At 61.4% G+C, this 17,003-nt stretch carries 17 protein-coding genes; 6 read left to right on the plus strand and 11 right to left on the minus strand.

The genetic code is table 11. The features are described from left to right. Positions 1–93 precede the first annotated feature (93 nt). Positions 94–507, plus strand: a complete 414-nt coding sequence (gene arfB / locus LIY45_RS20330; RefSeq protein ID WP_226477392.1) for an alternative ribosome rescue aminoacyl-tRNA hydrolase ArfB — start codon at positions 94–96, stop codon at positions 505–507. On the opposite strand, the gene LIY45_RS20335 is transcribed toward arfB, so the two are convergent. Together LIY45_RS20335 and LIY45_RS20340 are read right to left on the minus strand one after the other, a co-directional pair. Continuing rightward, positions 504–1,703: an MFS transporter gene (locus tag LIY45_RS20335; RefSeq protein ID WP_017475721.1), complete on the minus strand. Its 1,200-nt coding sequence runs from the start codon at positions 1,701–1,703 to the stop codon at positions 504–506. The genes arfB and LIY45_RS20335 overlap by 4 nt on opposite strands. 86 nt (positions 1,704–1,789) lie before the next feature. Beyond that, positions 1,790–1,963, minus strand: coding sequence for a hypothetical protein (locus LIY45_RS20340; RefSeq protein WP_226477393.1), 174 nt, complete (start codon positions 1,961–1,963; stop codon positions 1,790–1,792). A gap of 565 nt (positions 1,964–2,528) precedes the next feature. On the opposite strand from LIY45_RS20340, the gene LIY45_RS20345 reads away from it, so the two are divergent. Continuing rightward, positions 2,529–3,803 (plus strand): MFS transporter, encoded by a 1,275-nt coding sequence (locus LIY45_RS20345; RefSeq protein WP_226477461.1) that lies wholly within the window; start codon positions 2,529–2,531, stop codon positions 3,801–3,803. On the opposite strand, the gene LIY45_RS20350 is transcribed toward LIY45_RS20345, so the two are convergent. Continuing rightward, on the minus strand, positions 3,800–4,384 hold the full coding sequence (locus LIY45_RS20350) for a phosphohydrolase (protein WP_017475723.1): 585 nt from the start codon (positions 4,382–4,384) through the stop codon (positions 3,800–3,802). The two genes, LIY45_RS20345 and LIY45_RS20350, sit on opposite strands and share 4 nt — an antisense overlap. Positions 4,385–4,419: 35 nt before the next feature. Then, positions 4,420–4,731: a DUF962 domain-containing protein gene (locus LIY45_RS20355; protein ID WP_201125169.1), complete on the minus strand. Its 312-nt coding sequence runs from the start codon at positions 4,729–4,731 to the stop codon at positions 4,420–4,422. A gap of 161 nt (positions 4,732–4,892) precedes the next feature. Here LIY45_RS20355 and LIY45_RS20360 point away from each other — a divergent pair, with 161 nt between their 5' ends. Beyond that, on the plus strand, positions 4,893–5,948 hold the full coding sequence (locus LIY45_RS20360) for an AraC family transcriptional regulator (RefSeq protein ID WP_003212986.1): 1,056 nt from the start codon (positions 4,893–4,895) through the stop codon (positions 5,946–5,948). Here LIY45_RS20360 and LIY45_RS20365 read toward each other — a convergent pair. The 7 genes from LIY45_RS20365 to LIY45_RS20395 form a co-directional block, all read right to left on the minus strand. Further along, positions 5,905–7,359: a TrkH family potassium uptake protein gene (locus LIY45_RS20365; RefSeq protein WP_226477394.1), complete on the minus strand. Its 1,455-nt coding sequence runs from the start codon at positions 7,357–7,359 to the stop codon at positions 5,905–5,907. The genes LIY45_RS20360 and LIY45_RS20365 overlap by 44 nt on opposite strands. Positions 7,360–7,662: 303 nt before the next feature. Next, a complete protein-coding gene (locus LIY45_RS20370) occupies positions 7,663–9,000 on the minus strand; it encodes an imelysin family protein (protein WP_226477395.1) in 1,338 nt (445 codons plus the stop codon). Positions 9,001–9,161: 161 nt separating this feature from the next. Continuing rightward, on the minus strand, positions 9,162–11,213 hold the full coding sequence (locus LIY45_RS20375) for a GGDEF domain-containing phosphodiesterase (RefSeq protein WP_226477396.1): 2,052 nt from the start codon (positions 11,211–11,213) through the stop codon (positions 9,162–9,164). A 492-nt stretch (positions 11,214–11,705) separates the two neighbouring features. Continuing rightward, a complete protein-coding gene (locus LIY45_RS20380) occupies positions 11,706–11,930 on the minus strand; it encodes a hypothetical protein (RefSeq protein ID WP_226477397.1) in 225 nt (74 codons plus the stop codon). A gap of 150 nt (positions 11,931–12,080) precedes the next feature. After that, on the minus strand, positions 12,081–12,677 hold the full coding sequence (locus tag LIY45_RS20385; RefSeq protein WP_003212997.1) for a Fe-Mn family superoxide dismutase: 597 nt from the start codon (positions 12,675–12,677) through the stop codon (positions 12,081–12,083). 175 nt (positions 12,678–12,852) lie between these two features. Beyond that, a complete protein-coding gene (locus tag LIY45_RS20390; RefSeq protein ID WP_226477398.1) occupies positions 12,853–13,455 on the minus strand; it encodes a LysE/ArgO family amino acid transporter in 603 nt (200 codons plus the stop codon). Between the two features lie 5 nt (positions 13,456–13,460). Then, the gene (locus LIY45_RS20395) at positions 13,461–13,862 is read right to left on the minus strand and encodes an ACT domain-containing protein (RefSeq protein ID WP_226477399.1); all 402 of its coding nucleotides are present in this window, start codon (positions 13,860–13,862) and stop codon (positions 13,461–13,463) included. Positions 13,863–13,961: 99 nt separating this feature from the next. Here LIY45_RS20395 and LIY45_RS20400 point away from each other — a divergent pair, with 99 nt between their 5' ends. From LIY45_RS20400 to LIY45_RS20410, 3 genes are all read left to right on the plus strand, one after another. Then, positions 13,962–14,855 (plus strand): LysR family transcriptional regulator ArgP, encoded by an 894-nt coding sequence (locus LIY45_RS20400; RefSeq protein WP_063027695.1) that lies wholly within the window; start codon positions 13,962–13,964, stop codon positions 14,853–14,855. 52 nt (positions 14,856–14,907) lie between these two features. Then, entirely contained in the window at positions 14,908–15,906 is a 999-nt protein-coding gene (locus LIY45_RS20405; RefSeq protein WP_063027697.1) for an NAD(P)-dependent oxidoreductase, read from the plus strand. 117 nt (positions 15,907–16,023) lie between these two features. Next, positions 16,024–16,851 (plus strand): ATPase, encoded by an 828-nt coding sequence (locus LIY45_RS20410; protein WP_226477400.1) that lies wholly within the window; start codon positions 16,024–16,026, stop codon positions 16,849–16,851. The last annotated feature ends 152 nt before the right edge of the window (positions 16,852–17,003 follow it).

Genomic DNA, 17,003 nt, shown 5'->3' on the forward strand with positions numbered 1-17,003 from the left:
GGCCGTTACCTAAATAACGGATATGCCCCCAGGCCCCAGCAGCCCACCACATTGGCGTATCCTTACCCCTCTAACCCAAGGCCCGATCAAAAAATGCTGGTGATTTCCAACAACGTGCACCTCCCCGACGCCGAGATCGAGCTGACAGCCATCCGCGCCCAAGGCGCCGGCGGTCAAAACGTCAACAAAGTCTCCAGCGCCGTGCACCTGCGTTTCGACATCCCGGCCTCGTCCCTGCCCGACTTCTACAAGGAACGCCTGCTGGCCCTGCGCGACACCCGCATCACCAGCGACGGCGTGCTGATCCTCAAGGCCCAGCAATACCGCACTCAGGAACAAAACCGCGCCGACGCCCTCGAGCGTTTGGTCGAGCTGATCCAGAGCGCCACCAAGGTCGAAAAGAAACGCCGCCCCACCAAACCCACCCTGGGCTCAAAAAAGCGCCGCCTCGAATCCAAAACCAAACGCGGCAGTATCAAGGCCGGCCGCGGCAAGGTTGATTTCTAAGCCGCCTCCCGCTCCTCACGGTACTTCGGCGCCTGCCGGTACAAGTACAGGCTCAACAGCAACCCGCCAAACGCCGCGATCGCCGCAAACAGGAAGATCGAGGCAAACCCGAACCCCGCCGCAATCGCCCCGGCCAACGGCCCGGTGATCCCCAACGACAAATCGATAAACAGCGAATACGCCCCCACCGCCGCGCCCCGGCTTGAGGCGGGCACCAGGTTGACCGCTTCCACCCCCAGCGCCGGAAACACCAGGGAAAACCCGAACCCGCTCAACGCCGCACCCGCCAACGCCAAATGAGGGTCCGGCGCCAGCCACAACAGCAGCAGGCCCAGGGTCTCTACCGACAGGCAGGCAATCGCCACGCGAAACCCGCCAATGCGGTTGATCAAATTCCCGAACAACAACCGCGCCCCGATAAAGCTGGCACCGAACAGGCTCAGGCACAGCACCGCGTTATCCCAGTGTTGGGTCGCGTAATACAAGGTGATGAAGGTCGCGATGGTGCCAAACCCGATCGAGCCCAGCGCCAGGCCGCAGCCGTGGGGCAGTACACGCCCGAGCACATGCATGAACGGCAGACGCTCGCCCACTACGATTGGCGCCGCGACTTTCGGCCAGGCCAGCAGCAGGCCCAATACCGCCAGCAGGATGATGCTGACGCCCATGCTCCACAGCCCGAAATGACTGACCAGCAACACCCCCAGCGGCGCGCCGATGGCCAGGGCGCCGTAGCTGGCGATGCCGTTCCAGGAAATGACCTTGGCGGTATTCGCCGCGCCCACCCGGCCAATGCCCCAGCCGATGGAGCCCGAGCCCACCAGGCTTTCAGCGCTGCCCAGCACCAGGCGGCCAATCAGCAGGCTGGTGAGGCTCAGCGCCGGCAGGTGTGACAGCCACGCCGAGAGCAACATGAACACGCCACTCAACCCGCAACCCGCGAGGCCGTACATGACGGCGCGCTTGCTGCCGCGGTTATCGATGATGCGCCCCGCATAGGGCCGGCTCAGCAGGGTGGCCAGGTATTGCACGCTGATCACCAGGCCCGCAATCACGGCGCCAAAGCCCAGGTCGCTGTGCACATAGCCGGGCAACACGGCCAGGGGAATGCCGATATTCAGGTAGCCGATAAAGGTGAACAGAACGATGGAAACGACTTGCAGCGTGACCGCCATGGGGCGCTGGGTATCTGGCATGGGGAGAGGTCCACTGTCGCAGCAGGAAAAGATAGGCTGCTTATGATACCGATGCTGGGCGCGTGCGGGGGCAGCAAACCAAACTTTTAGCGATCGGCGGGGTTGAGCAGTTGCGTGGTTACCAACGCGGCGAGGGCGTTTTCCTGGGTGCCGAAGCGCTTGAGCAGGAGGGCCTGTTTTTCCGGGGTGAGGCGGTTCCATACGTCGACCATCTGCAGGGCAGTGTCGAGCAGGGCGGTATCGGGGGGGGTGTCGGTCATGGCGGGGCTCACGGTGTTCAGGCGGTGTGGAAAGCGCGCAATGTCACGCTTTCCACACGGTCTGGGTACGGCACTCAGTCTGCGCTTTTGCGGTCGACCGGTTTTGCCTCTTTTGGCTCGGGCTTGCTGGCACCGGCCTGTTGCGGGGTTGGCTGCTCAGTTTCGCGCAGGCTTGGGAAGGGGAGATTAGGGATTTCGTGCATCGTCGTCGCTCCTCGCAAGATCTGTTTTATCAATCGCAGGTGATTCCGCGCTTTCAAAAAGCTTGGGCAGGATACAGCACTGTAAATGACAGAAAGATTTTATCTCGAAAAATGAACACCTCTTCATCCCGCCGCGCAAGTGACGTGGCGCCACAGGCGGATCGATTGTCATCGTACAACATCACCCTTAACGGATTGACATCGTGGTGCGGACTGAATATAACGCTAGAAGTTGTATGACGACATATGACGTTACAGTTTTATAGCGCCCGTAATACGGGTGCGCTCGGTCGCAGAACGTAAGCCTCAAATCTAAAAATAATTAAGGTGAAGCGATGAAAATCAAAGGCATCCGTTGGTGGATGGTCGGGCTGATGACGGTCGGCCTGATTATTAACTACCTGGCCCGTAACACGCTGTCCGTCGCAGCCCCCACGCTGATGACCGACCTGAGCATCTCCACTGAGCAGTATTCCCACATCGTTGTTGCCTGGCAGGTGTGCTACGCCTTGATGCAGCCGATCGCCGGTTACGTGATCGATGCGATTGGCACCAAGATGGGCTTTGCGATCTTCGCCATTTCCTGGTCGGTGGTGTGTGCCCTGGCGGCGTTCGCCACGGGTTGGCAGAGCCTGGCAGTGGCCCGTGGCGCCCTGGGGCTGACGGAGTCGGCGGGCTTCCCCGGCGGCGTCAAGGCGATTACCGAGTGGTTCCCGGCCAAGGAGCGCTCCGTCGCCATCGGCTGGTTCAACTTTGGTTCGTCGTTTGGTGCGCTGCTGGCGCCGCCACTGGTGGTCTGGGCAATTTTGCACAGCGGCTGGCAGTTGGCGTTCCTGATCGTCGGCGGTATCGGCCTGGCGTGGAGTGGGCTTTGGCTACTGCTGTACAAGCACCCGCGTGACCAGCGCCTGCTGGCTCAAGCCGAGCGCGAGTACATCGAAGCCGGCCAGGAAACTCACCTCAAGGAAGGCGTGCAGAAGAAAGCCAGCTGGAAGCGCATCCTCAAGAGCCGCAACTTTTTCGCCATCGCCTCGGCGCGGATGCTCTCGGAACCGGCCTGGCAGACCTTCAACGCCTGGATTCCGCTGTACCTGATGACCGAGCGGCACATGAACATCAAGGAAATGGCGCTGTTCGCCTGGCTGCCGTTCCTGGCCGCCGACATCGGCTGCGTGCTGGGTGGCTACCTGAGCCCGCTGTTCCATCGCTACTTCAAGGTTTCGCTGTTCACTTCACGCAAGCTGGTGATGCTGTTCGGTTGCCTGTGCATGATCGGCCCGGCGTGCATCGGCCTGGTGGACAGTGCCTACACCGCGATTGCCCTGCTGTGTGTTGGCGGTTTCGCCCACCAGACCTTGTCCGGCGCTCTGTTTTCCATCGCCTCGGACTCATTCGGCAAGAACGACGTGGCCACCGCCACGGGTGGCGGGCAGATGTGCGGGTTTATCGGGGCAGCGGCATTTACCGCCGTGTTCGGCGTACTGGTGACCAAGGTCGGCTACAGCCCCCTGTTTGTGGTGCTGGCGATTTTCGACATCATCGCCGCCATCATCATCCTGACGGTGGCCCGGGAGATGGTTAAAGGCCCGGAGCCGGCCACCCAAACCGGTCAAGGCGGCACACTGTTGCCGGTTTAACCCTGGCGCTCCATCGCCGCCTTGTAGAGGGAGTGCTTCGGCTGGGCAAACACCCGCGCCAGCATCGGTTCGAAGAAGCTCAGCGGCAGGGTGTCGTAGGCCGGGTCGAACGCCGCCGCGTCGTATTGCGCGCAGAACTCGATGGTTTGCCGGTACTGTGGGTGATCGCCAAATTGCTCGCGCAGGTGGCGGTCCATCCCCAGGTGGTGGAAGAAGTAGTAGCCCTGGAAGATCCCGTGCTTCTCCACCATCCACAGGTTTTCGGCGCTCACGAACGGCTTGAGGATCGCGGCGGCGATGTCCGGGTGGTTGTAGGAACCCAGGGTGTCGCCGATGTCGTGGAGCAGGGCGCAGACCACGTATTCTTCATCACGCCCGTCGTGCCAGGCGCGGCTGGCGGTTTGCAGCGAGTGGGTCAGGCGGTCCACCGGGAAGCCGCCGAAGTCGCCTTCCAGCAGTCGCAGGTGCGCCACGATTCGGGTTGGCAGTTGCCGGGCGTAGGCGCTGAAATCCTTGGCAATGATCGCCCAGTCTTCCTGGGTGCCATCCTGCATATGGGTGAAGCGGGCCTGCTGGTTCATCAGAGCCTCTCTTATTGTTTTTTTAAGGTGCAGGGCTAGAACGGCACCTTGCCCAGAATCATGTCGCGGTACATCACAAAATCCCCCAACAGGCTGTAAAGCGGGTGCTGGAAGGTCGCCGGGCGATTCTTTTCAAAGAAGAAGTGGCCGATCCAGGCAAAGCTGTAGCCGGCCACCGGCAGCGCCAGCAGCAGCCACCACGCACCTTTGCCGATGGCGAACGCGAGGATGAAGATAACGAGGCTGGTGCCGATAAAGTGCAGGCGACGGCAGGTGCTGTTGCCGTGTTCGCTCAGATAGTAAGGGTAAAAATCAGCGAAGCTATTGAATTGTCTGGCATTTTCCACAGTCGTCGGCCCTCTGGTTATTGTTCTGCCCGACAGATGTTCGGCGGGGAGCTTATTTGAGTCTAGAGTCATCAGTGGTAACAGCCAGTGACAATAGATGCCACTTTAGTATCCTTCGGATTCCTGGCTGTGGTTTCAGCCTTCCTTGTTAAGAAAACGCCATGAGCGAACGAACGACTTCTGCAAGCTGGGCGATGGGGATAGTCAAGGCGCTGGAGATGGACGGCCTGGATTGCCGTGCCTTGTTCAAGCAGCTTGGCCTGGATTACGCCGCGCTGAACGACCCGGATGCACGTTTCCCCCAGGACTCCATGACCCGCCTCTGGCAGCGGGCGGTCGAGCTGTCGGGCAACCCGGCGATCGGCTTGAACATGGGCAAGGTGGTGCGCCCGGCGTCGTTTCATGTGGCCGGCTACGCCTTGATGTCCAGTAACACCCTGGCCGAAGGTTTCATGCGCCTGGTGCGTTATCAGCGAATCATTGCTGAAAGTGCCGACCTGAGTTTCCGACTGTTACCCGAAGGTTATGCGCTGATTCTGACGGTGCATGGCGACCACCTGCCGCCCACCCGACAAAGCGCCGAAGCGTCCCTGGCCAGTGCCCTGGCGTTATGCGGCTGGCTGACCGGGCGCACTCTGCAACCGCGCAAGGTGCTGGTGCAGGGCGATCAACCGGCAGACCTGGCACCCTACAAACAAGCGTTCCATGCACCGCTGGTGTTCAACGCGCCCTATGACGCGCTGATCTTCGAGCGGGCGGATATGGAGGCGCCGTTGCCCACGGCGAACGAGGCGATGGCGTTGCTGCACGATCGTTTTGCCGGGGAATACCTGGCGCGGTTTTCCGAGAGCCGGGTGACCCACAAGGCGCGGCAGGTACTGTGTCGATTGCTGCCGCAAGGCGAGCCCAAGCGCGAGGTGGTCGCGCAGACGTTGCACCTGTCCCAGCGCACCTTGCAGCGTCGTTTGCAGGAGGAGGGCACCAGTTTCCAGACCCTGCTCGATGACACCCGCCGCGAACTGGCCGAGCAATACCTGGCACAGCCGAGCATGACCCTGCTGGAAATTGCCTACCTGTTGGGGTTTGCCGACCCGAGCAACTTCTTCCGCGCGTTCCGCCGCTGGTTCGATGCCACGCCCGGCGAGTACCGGGCGCGGTTGCATGAGCTGCCTGTCAGTGACGCCAAAACGCCGGAATGCACAGCACAAACACCGTAATGATCTCCAGCCGGCCCAGCAGCATGCCGAACGACAGGATCCACTTGGCGGCGTCCGGCAGGGTGGAGAAGTTGCCGGCCGGGCCGATGGTTTCCCCCAGGCCCGGGCCCACGCCGGACACGGTGCTGGCGGCGCCGGTCAGCGCGGTCATCCAGTCCAGGCCCAGCAACGACAGGGCCAGGGCGATGGCGCAGATGGTGATCGCGAAGAAAAACGAGAAGGTCAGGATCGAACGCACGATTTCTTCGTCGAGGCGATGGCCGTTGTATTTCTGCTTGATCACCGCCCGTGGGTGAATCAGCTGGTTCAAGTTGGCCTTGAGCAGGATGTAGGCCACCTGGAACCGGAAGATCTTGATCCCGCCGGCGGTGGAGCCGGAGCAACCGCCCACAAAGCCCAGGTAGAAGAACAGCATCAGCGAGAAATTGCCCCAGATGCTGTAGTCCCCCAGCGCAAAGCCGGTGGTGGTGACCACCGAGGTGACATTCACCGCCACGTGGCGCAGCGCATCCAGCCAATGCAGGTCGGTGGTCCACCAGTACCAGGTGCCGAGCACGAGCCAGGTCACCACCAGCAACCCGAGCAAGCCTTGCACCTGCTGGTCTTTGATCAGCGCCCGGCGGTTGCCGCGCATCGTGGCCACGTACAGGGTGAACGGCAGGCTGCCGAGAATCATCACCACTACCGCCACCCAGTGCACCGCCGGCTGTTTCCAGTGGGCCAGGGACTCATCGGAGGTGGAGAACCCGCCGGTGGAAATCGCCGACATCGCATGGTTGATCGCGTCGAACAGGCCCATGCCTGCCCACCAGAACGCCAGGCTGCCGAGGATGGTGATGCCCACGTACGCGGCCACGATCAGGCGCGCCACCATGTGCGAGCGGGGCATGACCTTTTCCGAGCGGTCGGAAGATTCGGTTTGGAACAGGCGCATGCCACCGATGCGCAGCAGCGGCAGGATCGCCACCGCCATGCCGATAAAGCCGATGCCGCCAAGCCAGTGCAGCAGCGAGCGCCAGATGAGGATGCCCGGGGACATGGTGTCCAGGCCACTGAGCACCGTGGAGCCGGTGGCGGTGATACCGGACATGCTTTCGAAGAAGGAGTCGGTGTAGCTGATGTGCTGGGTCAACAGGAACGGCAGTGCGGCGAAGATGCACACCACCAGCCAGCTGGAGACGGTCAGCAGGTACATGTCCCGCGGGCGCAGGTGCACGTGTTCCGGGCGACCGGGAATCACCAGCGCCAGGCCGGCGATGAAGGTAATCAGGCTGGCCCAGAGGAACGATGGCAGGTCACTGGTGCGTTCGAAGAAGACCAGGGTCGCCATGGGGATGACCATGGCGATGGCCAGGGTGATCAGGAAGATGCCGATAATGAAACCGATTATCCGTAAGGTCGGCAACGCCATGAGGTCCGCTCGGGGTGACAGGAAAGGCGCCATTCTACCTGCGGTGAAGGGCAAGTAAACCGGGGGCGGCGATGATCGTGGCTGCGTTGATCCTGTGGCGAGGGAGCTTGCTCCCGTTGGACTGCGGAGCAGTCCCCAAACCTTCCGAGGTGTTTTTCTGGAAACGTGCGGTGGCTTCACTGGGGCCGCTGCGCGGCCCAACGGGAGCAAGCTCCCTCACCACAGGGAATGTGTTCGGCCCAAAGCGGTCTGGCAGGCACAAAAAAGGCGACCCGAAGGTCGCCTCATTCAACGCGGCACCGATCAGAAATCGTGATCAGCGTTATCCGGGTTCAGGTCGCTGATGCCCAACTTGGCCGCAGCCTGTTCGATCGAACCGGTCTGCTTGACCAGCGCGGCGATGGCGTCACGCACGATCTGGTTGCCTTTATCGTTACCGGCCGCGATCAACTGGTCGTAATGCTCACCGTTGTTGGCGTGATCCACCATCACCTGGATCTTCGCTTCGGTCGACGCCAGGTCAGCCTTCAGCGTTGCATCGGCGGTTGGATCAGCCTTCGCCACCAGGGACGACAGGCTTGGGCCGGTCATTTTGGTACCGTCGGTGCGGGTGTACTCGCCCAGGTAAACGTTGCGAATACCCTTGGCGTCATAGAAGTGCGAGTTGTGGGTGTTGTCGCTGAAGCAATCCTGTTCGTCTTCCGGCGAGTTGGCTTCCAGGGAAACCTTCATGCGCTCACCGGCCAGCTCGCCCAGGGACAGGCTACCCATGCCGAACAGCATTTTGCGCAGGCCATCGGTCGGCGCCTCGGCTTCCAGGGTGGCGCGGTAGTTGTCTTCGACGTTGGGCTTCCAGTTGCCGACCATCTCTTCCAGGTCGCTGACCAACAGTTGAGTCACGGCGCGCAGGTAGGTGCGGCGACGCTCGTTGTGGCCGCCCGTGGCACCCTCACCTGTCATGTAGTCCGACGCTGGACGGTTGCCGGCGCCCGGGCCGGTGCCGTTCAGGTCCTGGCCCCAGAGCAGGAATTCAATCGCGTGGTAACCGGTGGCCACGTTGGCTTCGGAACCGCCCAGCTCGTTCAGGCTGGCGAGTTTTTCCGGGGTGATGTCTTTCACATCGACCTTGTCTTCGCCGACCTGGATTTCGTTGTTGGCGATGATGTTGGCAGTGGCGCCAGGGTTGCCCAGGGCGTGTTCGTAGGTCTTGTCGACGTAGTCGATCAGGCCTTCGTCCAGGGGCCAGGCGTTCACTTGGCCTTCCCAGTCGTCAATGATGGTGTTGCCGAAGCGGAACACTTCACTCTGCAGGTACGGCACGCGCGCGGCGATCCAGGCGGTGCGGGCCGCTTTCAGGGTGTCGTCGTTCGGGTTGGCGAGGAAGGTGTCGATCGCGGTTTGCAGGGTCTTCGCAGTGGACTCGGCATCGCTGTACACCGCGAATACCATGTCAGCGTAATGCGCGACCACGGCCTTGGCAGCGGCCTCGTCGACCTGGCCTGCCGGGGCAGCCGCAGGGGCGGTGGTGCTGGCGGCGGCCGGGGCTTGAGGTGCGGCGGCCTTGTCTTTGCCTTCACCACAACCGGCGAGAGAAATGGCAATGGCGAGAAGGCTGGCGGTGGCCAGGGGCATACGAATCATGGCGAACATCCTGCTTCGGTTGATGATGGGGCACGCGGGGGGCGCGCAAAACTGCGACATAATGCGAAAGATTTGCATTTTGTGTAAAGGGTTATAAGTAGGAAATATTCAGTATTGATTTGCTGGCAGCGGCGCGGGCGGCACTGCTGGCCAGCATTGCGTCAGAGAATGACGGCGTTATTGCGTTGGGCCTGTTTCAAGTAGGCCGCCAACTCCCGTGCCGGCAGGGGTTTGCTGTAGTGGTAGCCCTGACCTTCGTGGCAGCCCTCGGAGATGATGTAGGCCTCCTGTTCGGCGGTCTCCACACCCTCGGCGATCACCTGCATGCCGAGGCTTTTGCCGAGCTGGATGATCGCCCGCACGATGGTCGCGTCGTCGTCGTCATCCAGCAGGTCCTGGACGAAGCTCTTGTCGATCTTGATCTTGTCCAGCGGCAGGCTTTTCAGATAGCTCAGGGACGAATAGCCGGTGCCGAAGTCATCAATTGCAATCAACGCCCCGGAGCGGCGCAGGCTCAGCAGGTGCTGGGCGGCGGTGCTGATGTCTTCCATCAGGCCAGTCTCGGTCACTTCCAGCTCCAGGCTGCGGGGCGGCAGGCGGTAGATTTGCAGCAGGTTGTTGACCACCCGTGGCAGCTCGGCGTGGTGCAACTGTACGGTGGACAGGTTGACCGCCATGCGCAGTTCAGTGAAGCCTATGTCATGCCATTCCCGAAGTTGCCGGCAGGCCTGGTCCAGCACCCATTCGCCGATGGCAATGATGGTGCCGTTCTGTTCGGCCAGGGGGATAAACAGGTCAGGCGGCACCAGGCCGTGTTCCGGGTGCTGCCAGCGGATCAAGGCTTCGACACCCACCACACGGTGGTCGAGATAGCTGATCTGCGGCTGGTACACCAGGTGGAACTGCTCGCGGCTCAAGGCGTCGCGCAGATCCTTTTCCAGCTCGCGACGGCGGCGCATTTCGCTGTCGACGCTGGCGATATAGAACTGGTAGCGGTTGCGCGAACGGCTCTTGGCCAGGGTCATGGTCTGTTCGGCTTTTTGCAGCAGCTTCTCGGTGCTGTCGCCGTCTTCCGGGAACAGGGTGATGCCGATGGTGGCACGCAGGCGGATCTGTTCGTGGTCGAGGGCGAATTCGGCCTCCAGGTCATCGAGGATGCTTTGCGCCAGCTCGGCGGCTTCGTAGGGTTGCTCGATATCGGCCTGCACCAGGGCGAACTGGTCGCCACCCAGGCGGGCGAGGGCGCCGAGGCGGCCGCTGTGGGCCCGCAGGCGGTCGGCCAGGGCCAGCAGCAATTGGTCGCCGGCCTGGTAGGTGAACTGCTCGTTGACGCTTTTGAAGTCATCCAGCCCTACACACAGCACTGCGACACGGCGCTGCCGGCGGCCGGCGTCGATCAGGATTTTGTCCAGTTGCTCCTGCAACTTCTGGCGGTTCGGCAGGCCGGTGAGAAAGTCGTACTGGGCCATGCGCAGCAGGCTGTTCTCCGCCTCGTGGCGCAAGTGCGTGTTGCGCTCGATGGATTCGAGCAACTGGTTGGCGGTGCTGATCCAGATCCCCAGTTCGTTTTTCTCGTGGCCCTTGAGCTGCGGAATCTTGTGTTCGCTGGGGCGATCGGGGTTGATCGAGCTCAGGTGCTCGATGACGCGGGACAGCGGCTTGGTCAGCAGCCAGTGATAGACCAGGTACAACACCAGGCCCATGGCCAGGGCCCGCAGTACGCCGGAGATGAAAATGATCACTGAACTGACGAGAAACCCTTTGCCATAGGTGGCGGTGTCGAGGGTGATGCTCAGGTCGCCGTAGTACTCGCTATAAGGCCCGCGCCCCACCAGTGGCGTGGTGAACGTGCGCTCCTGGCCCAGAATCAGGTCGGTCAGCCAGCGGGTTGGGGATTGTTGCAGGTCGCGGGTTTTTTCCGCGAGCATGGTTTCGTTGGGGTGGCCGATGGAGGCCATGCGCACGGCATCGTCCTGGAACAGACCTTCGATGACCTGCATGCCCATCTCCCGGTCCAGGCTGTAGACGGCCTGGGTCGACGGGTCGCGAAACATGTCGAGGATGCGCTGGGCATCACCGGCCACGGCCTGGCGCGTCTTATAGGCATCAAAGACGATCTGCGCCGCGCTCAGCACCACGCCCACTGCCAATGCCGACAGCAGCACCACCCGTAGCAACTTCACCGACAAGCTGTTTTTGAGTTCCAGCTTCAAAGGGGTATTCCTTGTTTCATGCGGGTAGCCTCAATATGCCATGAGTATTGGCAATCCGGTGAGGGCAGTCAAAGGGACATTGTGGCTTGCGCAAAAAGTTACGAAAAGTGGAACTAAACCTTCGGAACGATTCACTCAGGTCGGGAGAGGAATACGCCTTTCATTCTATTTCGGAGTATTTAATTATGATCGCAGCAGGAGCGACCGCCGCAGCATTGGCACCCCTGGTCCTTCCCTTGGCAGTCCAGGCAGCAGGCGTGGCGGCAGACGTCACAAGACAGGCGTTGGGCGCCGCCAGCAATTTTGCTGGGAGCGCTTTGAATCAACAGCAGCCAATCAAGTTCTGACGAGGGCTTGTTTATCCCTGTCAATCCTGTGTCGTAAGAGGGGGCGGAGAGAGGTCTTTCCGCCATCTCTTGATTGCTGTTTTTCAGTTTGCGCCATGCAACATCCCGCTCTGGCCCGGCGCAGGGGTAAAGGGTGGCATTGCTGTTATGAGTTGAAGGTAATCGTCAGCTTTTCAGCGTCCAAGCCTTTGGAGAACTCGATGGATTTGCTTGGGGGCTCCTGCTCCTCGCCTCCTATCTTCTTAGCCAGGGCATCTGCGAAGGGTTGGATCAATGGCGTGACTGCCTTGACGATATCGCCAACCACAGGAATCGCTGCTTTTAACAAGTCTCCTACTACAGGAAGTGCTGCCAGTGCGCCTATTGTCATTGTTATTTTCTCCGACAGGTAAGAGAGATCAATTTCTCTCGTTGATTACGTGGCAAAAGACTATTAGTGAGTTCCTGCGCAGGGATGACAAATTGTGATGCCCACAAAAAAGCCCGGCAATCGCCGGGCTCTTTCTACTGCAAGCAGTACTTAAGCGGTGAAGGTCTTGCCTTCGAACTGCTCAGCCACGAACTTCCAGTTGACCAGGTTCCAGAACGCTTCCACATACTTTGGACGCACGTTGCGGTAGTCGATGTAGTAAGCGTGTTCCCAGACGTCGCAAGTCAGCAGCGGGGTGTCGCCGCTGGTCAGCGGGTTGCCGGCGCCGATGGTGCTGGCCAGGGCCAGGGAACCGTCAGCCTTTTTCACCAGCCAGCCCCAACCGGAACCGAAGGTGCCGACGGAAGTCTTGGTGAACTCTTCCTTGAACTTGTCGAACGAACCGAAGGCAGCGTTGATGGCTTCAGCCAGCGCGCCGGTAGGTTGGCCGCCGGCGTTTGGCGCCAGGCAGTTCCAGTAGAACGTGTGGTTCCAGACCTGAGCGGCGTTGTTGAAGATGCCGCCCGAAGAAGACTTGACGATTTCTTCCAGGGTCTTGCCTTCGAACTCGGTGCCAGGCACCAGGTTATTCAGGTTCACGACATAGGTGTTGTGGTGCTTGTCGTGGTGATACTCCAAGGTTTCCTTGGAAATGTGCGGCTGCAGGGCATCGTGTGCGTAGGGCAGCGGCGGCAATTCGAAAGCCATGATGATTCTCCTAATCAGGTCAGTTGCGGTGAGCGCAAGGCCGATCACGGGCGGCCAAACAAGCGCCGGGGAGTTTGTACTCTTTGCGGCGCAGGGGCTGGATCATAGCACCGGGGGTGCGGCAAAACCACGCAACAACTGTGTGGGATAGAGGTTCCAGAGCGTTTTGGAATATCTACGCGGCACTGATTAATTGATAGGCCACGCTGAACATCATGGCCGCCACCAGCAGGTCCAGAATTCGCCAGGTGGCGGGGCGTGCCAGCCACGGTGCCAGCCAGGCGGCGCCCAGGGCCAGGGTCATGAACCACAGGAATGAAGCGCTGGCGGCACCGGCCACGTAGGCGCCGGGTTCGGTCTGCTGGGCACCGAGGGAGCCGATCAACAGCACGGTATCCAGATACACGTGGGGGTTGAGCAGGGTCACTGCCAGGGCGCTGAGCATCACCGCCTTCAGCGAGCGCACCTTGAGGTTCTCACCCTGGCCCAGGCTCTGCTTCGAGCAGGCCCGGCGCAGGGCGAGGGTGCCGTACCACAACAGGAACGCTGCACCGCCCCAACGGGCAATCGCCAGCAATATCGGGTTATGCGCCAGTACGGTCGCCAGGCCGAACACACCGGCGGCCACCAGGATCGCGTCGCACACCACGCACAGCGCTGCCACCGGCAGGTGATGTTCACGGCGCAGGCTCTGCGCCAGCACAAACGCGTTCTGGGTGCCGATCGCCATGATCAAACCAAAGGCCACCAACAGGCCGTTCGTATAGCTTTGCCACATAGGATTTACTCCGCGCCCGCCGCCAATTGCCGCAACACCTTCATCGCGCGCTCGGCATCGGCGCGGCCAACGAACAAGTGATCGTGGTAGTAGCCGGCAATCACGTTGCAACTGATGCCGGCGTTGCCCAGGGCCGTGGCAAACGCGGCGGTCAGGCCCACGGCTTCCAGGGCCGAATGCACGTTCAGGGTGATCCACGCTGCTACGTAGTCGAAGGCCAGCCCGGCCCGTTCGGCCTGCTGGCGCTCGACGATCAGCGTCAGGCCTTCCTGCTCGCGGAAGCTGCCAATCACGTCGCAACCCTCGGGGATGCGGCCGTCGGCCAGGGTGCAGAACACGTAGTCACCGTCATTGAGCTGTGGGCTCATGCTGCGCAGCAGGGTTGCCAGGGCGGTTTCGCCAGCCATGTGGAAGGTCCTTGAATAAGAAGAAGCGATGCTGGCTATTCTCCTGTCCAAGGCTGTATAAGAAAAACCAATATTGCTGATCGCTCATTAGGAAAACTGATGTTCGACTATAAATTGCTTTCCGCCCTGGCAGCGGTGGTGGAACAGGCCGGCTTTGAACGGGGCGCCCAAGTGCTGGGAATCTCCCAGTCGGCGATCTCCCAGCGCATCAAATTGCTGGAAGCGCGGGTCGGCCAGCCGGTGCTGGTGCGCGCCACGCCGCCGACGCCCACCGAAATCGGCCGCCGTTTGCTCAACCATGTGCAACAGGTGCGGCTACTGGAGCGCGACCTGCAAAGCCAGGTGCCTGCGCTGGATGAAGAGGGCATGCCCGAGCGCCTGCGCATCGCCTTGAATGCCGACAGCCTCGCCACCTGGTGGGCCGAGGCCGTGAGCGACTTCTGCGCCGAGCAACACCTGCTGCTGGATTTGGTCGTGGAAGACCAGACCGTCGGCCTCAAACGCATGCGTGCCGGCGAAGTGGCGGCCTGTATCTGCGCCAGCGAACGCCCGGTGGCCGGGGCCCGCAGCCTGTTGCTCGGCGCCATGCGTTATCGGGCGCTGGCCAGCCCGGCGTTTGTCGCACGGCACTTTCCCGATGGCGTACGCGCCGATCAACTGGCCCGCACCCCGGCGCTGGTGTTCGGCCCGGATGATTTCCTGCAGCATCGCTACCTGGCGTCCCTGGGTGTCGACGGGGGGTTCGAACACCATTTATGCCCGTCGTCCGAAGGTTTTATCCGCCTGACGGAAGCCGGATTGGGCTGGGGCCTGGTGCCCGAATTGCAGGTGCGCGACCAACTGGAAAGAGGTGTGCTGGTGGAGTTATTGCCAGATAAGCCGATCGATGTGCCGCTGTACTGGCATCATTGGCGCAGTGGTGGACAATTGTTGGGTCTGCTGACGGATCATCTGGCACACACAACGGGGCAATGGTTGGTGCCGTTGGCGTGATGACCAGCGTCAAGGCAACAGCGATGAAAAACGAAAGAATGCGGAGTAAGTCATGAAAATTCTGGTCACCGGCGCAAGCGGCTTCATTGGCGGGCGTTTTGCGCGTTTCGCCCTGGAGCAGGGCCTGGACGTGCGGGTCAACGGGCGGCGGGCCGAAGGTGTGGAGCACCTGGTACGGCGCGGCGCCGAGTTTATCCAGGGTGATTTGAATGATCCGGACCTGGTGCGCGAGCTGTGCCGCGATGTCGAGGCCGTGGTGCATTGCGCCGGGGCCGTGGGGCTGTGGGGGCGCTATCAGGATTTCCACCAGGGCAATGTGCTGGTTACCGAAAACGTGGTGGAGGCCTGCCTCAAGCAGCGGGTGGGGCGCCTGGTGCACCTGTCGTCGCCGTCGATCTATTTCGATGGCCGCGACCACCTGGGGTTGACCGAAGAACAAGTGCCCAAGCGTTTCAAGCACCCGTATGCGGCCACCAAGTACCTGGCGGAGCAAAAGGTCTTCGGCGCCCAGGAATTCGGCCTCGAAGTGCTGGCCCTGCGCCCGCGTTTTGTCACGGGGGCCGGCGACATGAGCATCTTCCCGCGCCTGTTGAAGATGCAGCGCAAGAACCGCCTGGCGATTGTCGGCGATGGCCTGAACAAGGTGGATTTCACCAGCGTGCACAACCTCAATGAAGCCCTGCTCAGCGGCTTGCTCGCGACGGGTTCGGCGTTGGGCAAAGCCTACAACATCAGCAACGGCGCCCCGGTGCCGGTGTGGGATGTGGTGAACTATGTGATGCGTCAAATGGACATGCCCCAGGTCACCCGTTACCGGTCCTATGGCTTGTCTTACAGTGTCGCGGCGCTCAACGAAGCCTTCTGTGCCATGTGGCCGGGGCGTCCGGAACCGTCGTTGTCACGGCTGGGCATGCAGGTCATGAACAAAGATTTCACCCTCGACATCACCCGGGCACGGCATTATCTCGACTACCAGCCCAAGGTCAGCCTGTGGGCGGCCCTCGACGAGTTCTGCAGTTGGTGGAAGGCGCAGGACGCAGGGCTTAAATAAGCGGCAACACACCGGGAACCCAATGGGCGAACCCGGGTCGATCAGTGCGGCTGCCGGAGGTTTATACTCCGGCGCTTGGCTATCCATATGCCACCTCAAAGGATTTAAGGTTGATTCATGCGTAACGATGCTAACGACGACTTTGACAACGTTCCCAGCCTGCGGGCGGACACCTCGGACGACGATGATTTCGAGCCTACGCCAGCCACGTCCGTGCGCTCCCGGCCAGCGCCTGTCGTCAAGGTCAAGAGCGCCAGCACCGGGCCGTTGTGGGCACTGGTCGGTGCGTTGCTGTTTGCCTTTGCCGGCCTTGCCTGGTGGAGCTTCCAGCAGATTTCCCTGATGGGCCAGCAACTGGTGGCCACCCAGGAAAGCTTCGCGCGCATCAGCGAGGAAGCGGCGGGGCGCCTGCAGGATATTTCCGGCAAGGTGGTGGCCAGCGAAGCCAACGTGAACAACGGTAGCGAAGCCCTGAAGCTGCAGATCAAGCAACTGGAAACCCAATTGCTGGAGCAGGGCAGGCAGCAGTTGGGCGTGGCCGGCCAGGCCACTGACCTGGACAAGCGCCTGGAGCAAATGACTGCCAGCACCGCCCAACTGTCCAGTGCCAACGCGCAACTGCAAGGCCAGGTCCAGGCGTTGACGGAAGCGGTGGCAACCCTCAAGTCCCGGGACGCCGAGTTCAAGGACCTCTCCGCCGACGTCGCGGCCCTGAAAAAGCAAGGCAACCCCACGGCCGCCATCGCCCGCCTGGAGCAGGACCTGGTGGTCCTCAAGAGCGAACTGGACAGCCGCGCGGCGGCCTCCGACGGTCCGTCCACCAAGGAGTTCGACGTGTTCCGCATCCAGACCACGCGTAACGTCACCACCTTGCAAAGCCAGGTGCAGAACCTGCAGCAGCAGATCAACCAGCCGGCACGGGCCACCCCTCTCGGGCAGCAATGATGTTGAGAAGCTGTAGGCGTCATGCACATGACGCCTACAGGCCCTAGCACAATCAATGTCACCGTTCGGTGACATTTCCTGCCTCCTTCGTTACTTGCCCTCGCCCCGTCCTTGTTTAGACTCCCGTCATCCCGCACATAATAAAAAGGGCT

Origin of the sequence: Pseudomonas sp. MWU16-30323 (assembly GCF_020515595.1) — a bacterium.
Lineage (GTDB): Bacteria > Pseudomonadota > Gammaproteobacteria > Pseudomonadales > Pseudomonadaceae > Aquipseudomonas > Aquipseudomonas yamanorum.

What these genes read in the sequence shown, in the direction of transcription:
- LIY45_RS20395 (WP_226477399.1), bottom strand. Translation starts at nt 13,862, where the DNA reads ATGGCTGGCGAAACCGCCCTGGCAACCCTGCTGCGCAGCATGAGCCCA.
- LIY45_RS20380 (WP_226477397.1), bottom strand. Translation starts at nt 11,930, where the DNA reads ATGACAATAGGCGCACTGGCAGCACTTCCTGTAGTAGGAGACTTGTTA.
- arfB (WP_226477392.1), top strand. Translation starts at nt 94, where the DNA reads ATGCTGGTGATTTCCAACAACGTGCACCTCCCCGACGCCGAGATCGAG.
- LIY45_RS20410 (WP_226477400.1), top strand. Translation starts at nt 16,024, where the DNA reads ATGCGTAACGATGCTAACGACGACTTTGACAACGTTCCCAGCCTGCGG.
- LIY45_RS20390 (WP_226477398.1), bottom strand. Translation starts at nt 13,455, where the DNA reads ATGTGGCAAAGCTATACGAACGGCCTGTTGGTGGCCTTTGGTTTGATC.
- LIY45_RS20350 (WP_017475723.1), bottom strand. Translation starts at nt 4,384, where the DNA reads ATGAACCAGCAGGCCCGCTTCACCCATATGCAGGATGGCACCCAGGAA.
- LIY45_RS20405 (WP_063027697.1), top strand. Translation starts at nt 14,908, where the DNA reads ATGAAAATTCTGGTCACCGGCGCAAGCGGCTTCATTGGCGGGCGTTTT.
- LIY45_RS20345 (WP_226477461.1), top strand. Translation starts at nt 2,529, where the DNA reads ATGGTCGGGCTGATGACGGTCGGCCTGATTATTAACTACCTGGCCCGT.
- LIY45_RS20335 (WP_017475721.1), bottom strand. Translation starts at nt 1,703, where the DNA reads ATGCCAGATACCCAGCGCCCCATGGCGGTCACGCTGCAAGTCGTTTCC.
- LIY45_RS20360 (WP_003212986.1), top strand. Translation starts at nt 4,893, where the DNA reads ATGAGCGAACGAACGACTTCTGCAAGCTGGGCGATGGGGATAGTCAAG.
- LIY45_RS20370 (WP_226477395.1), bottom strand. Translation starts at nt 9,000, where the DNA reads ATGATTCGTATGCCCCTGGCCACCGCCAGCCTTCTCGCCATTGCCATT.
- LIY45_RS20385 (WP_003212997.1), bottom strand. Translation starts at nt 12,677, where the DNA reads ATGGCTTTCGAATTGCCGCCGCTGCCCTACGCACACGATGCCCTGCAG.
- LIY45_RS20340 (WP_226477393.1), bottom strand. Translation starts at nt 1,963, where the DNA reads ATGACCGACACCCCCCCCGATACCGCCCTGCTCGACACTGCCCTGCAG.
- LIY45_RS20400 (WP_063027695.1), top strand. Translation starts at nt 13,962, where the DNA reads ATGTTCGACTATAAATTGCTTTCCGCCCTGGCAGCGGTGGTGGAACAG.
- LIY45_RS20365 (WP_226477394.1), bottom strand. Translation starts at nt 7,359, where the DNA reads ATGGCGTTGCCGACCTTACGGATAATCGGTTTCATTATCGGCATCTTC.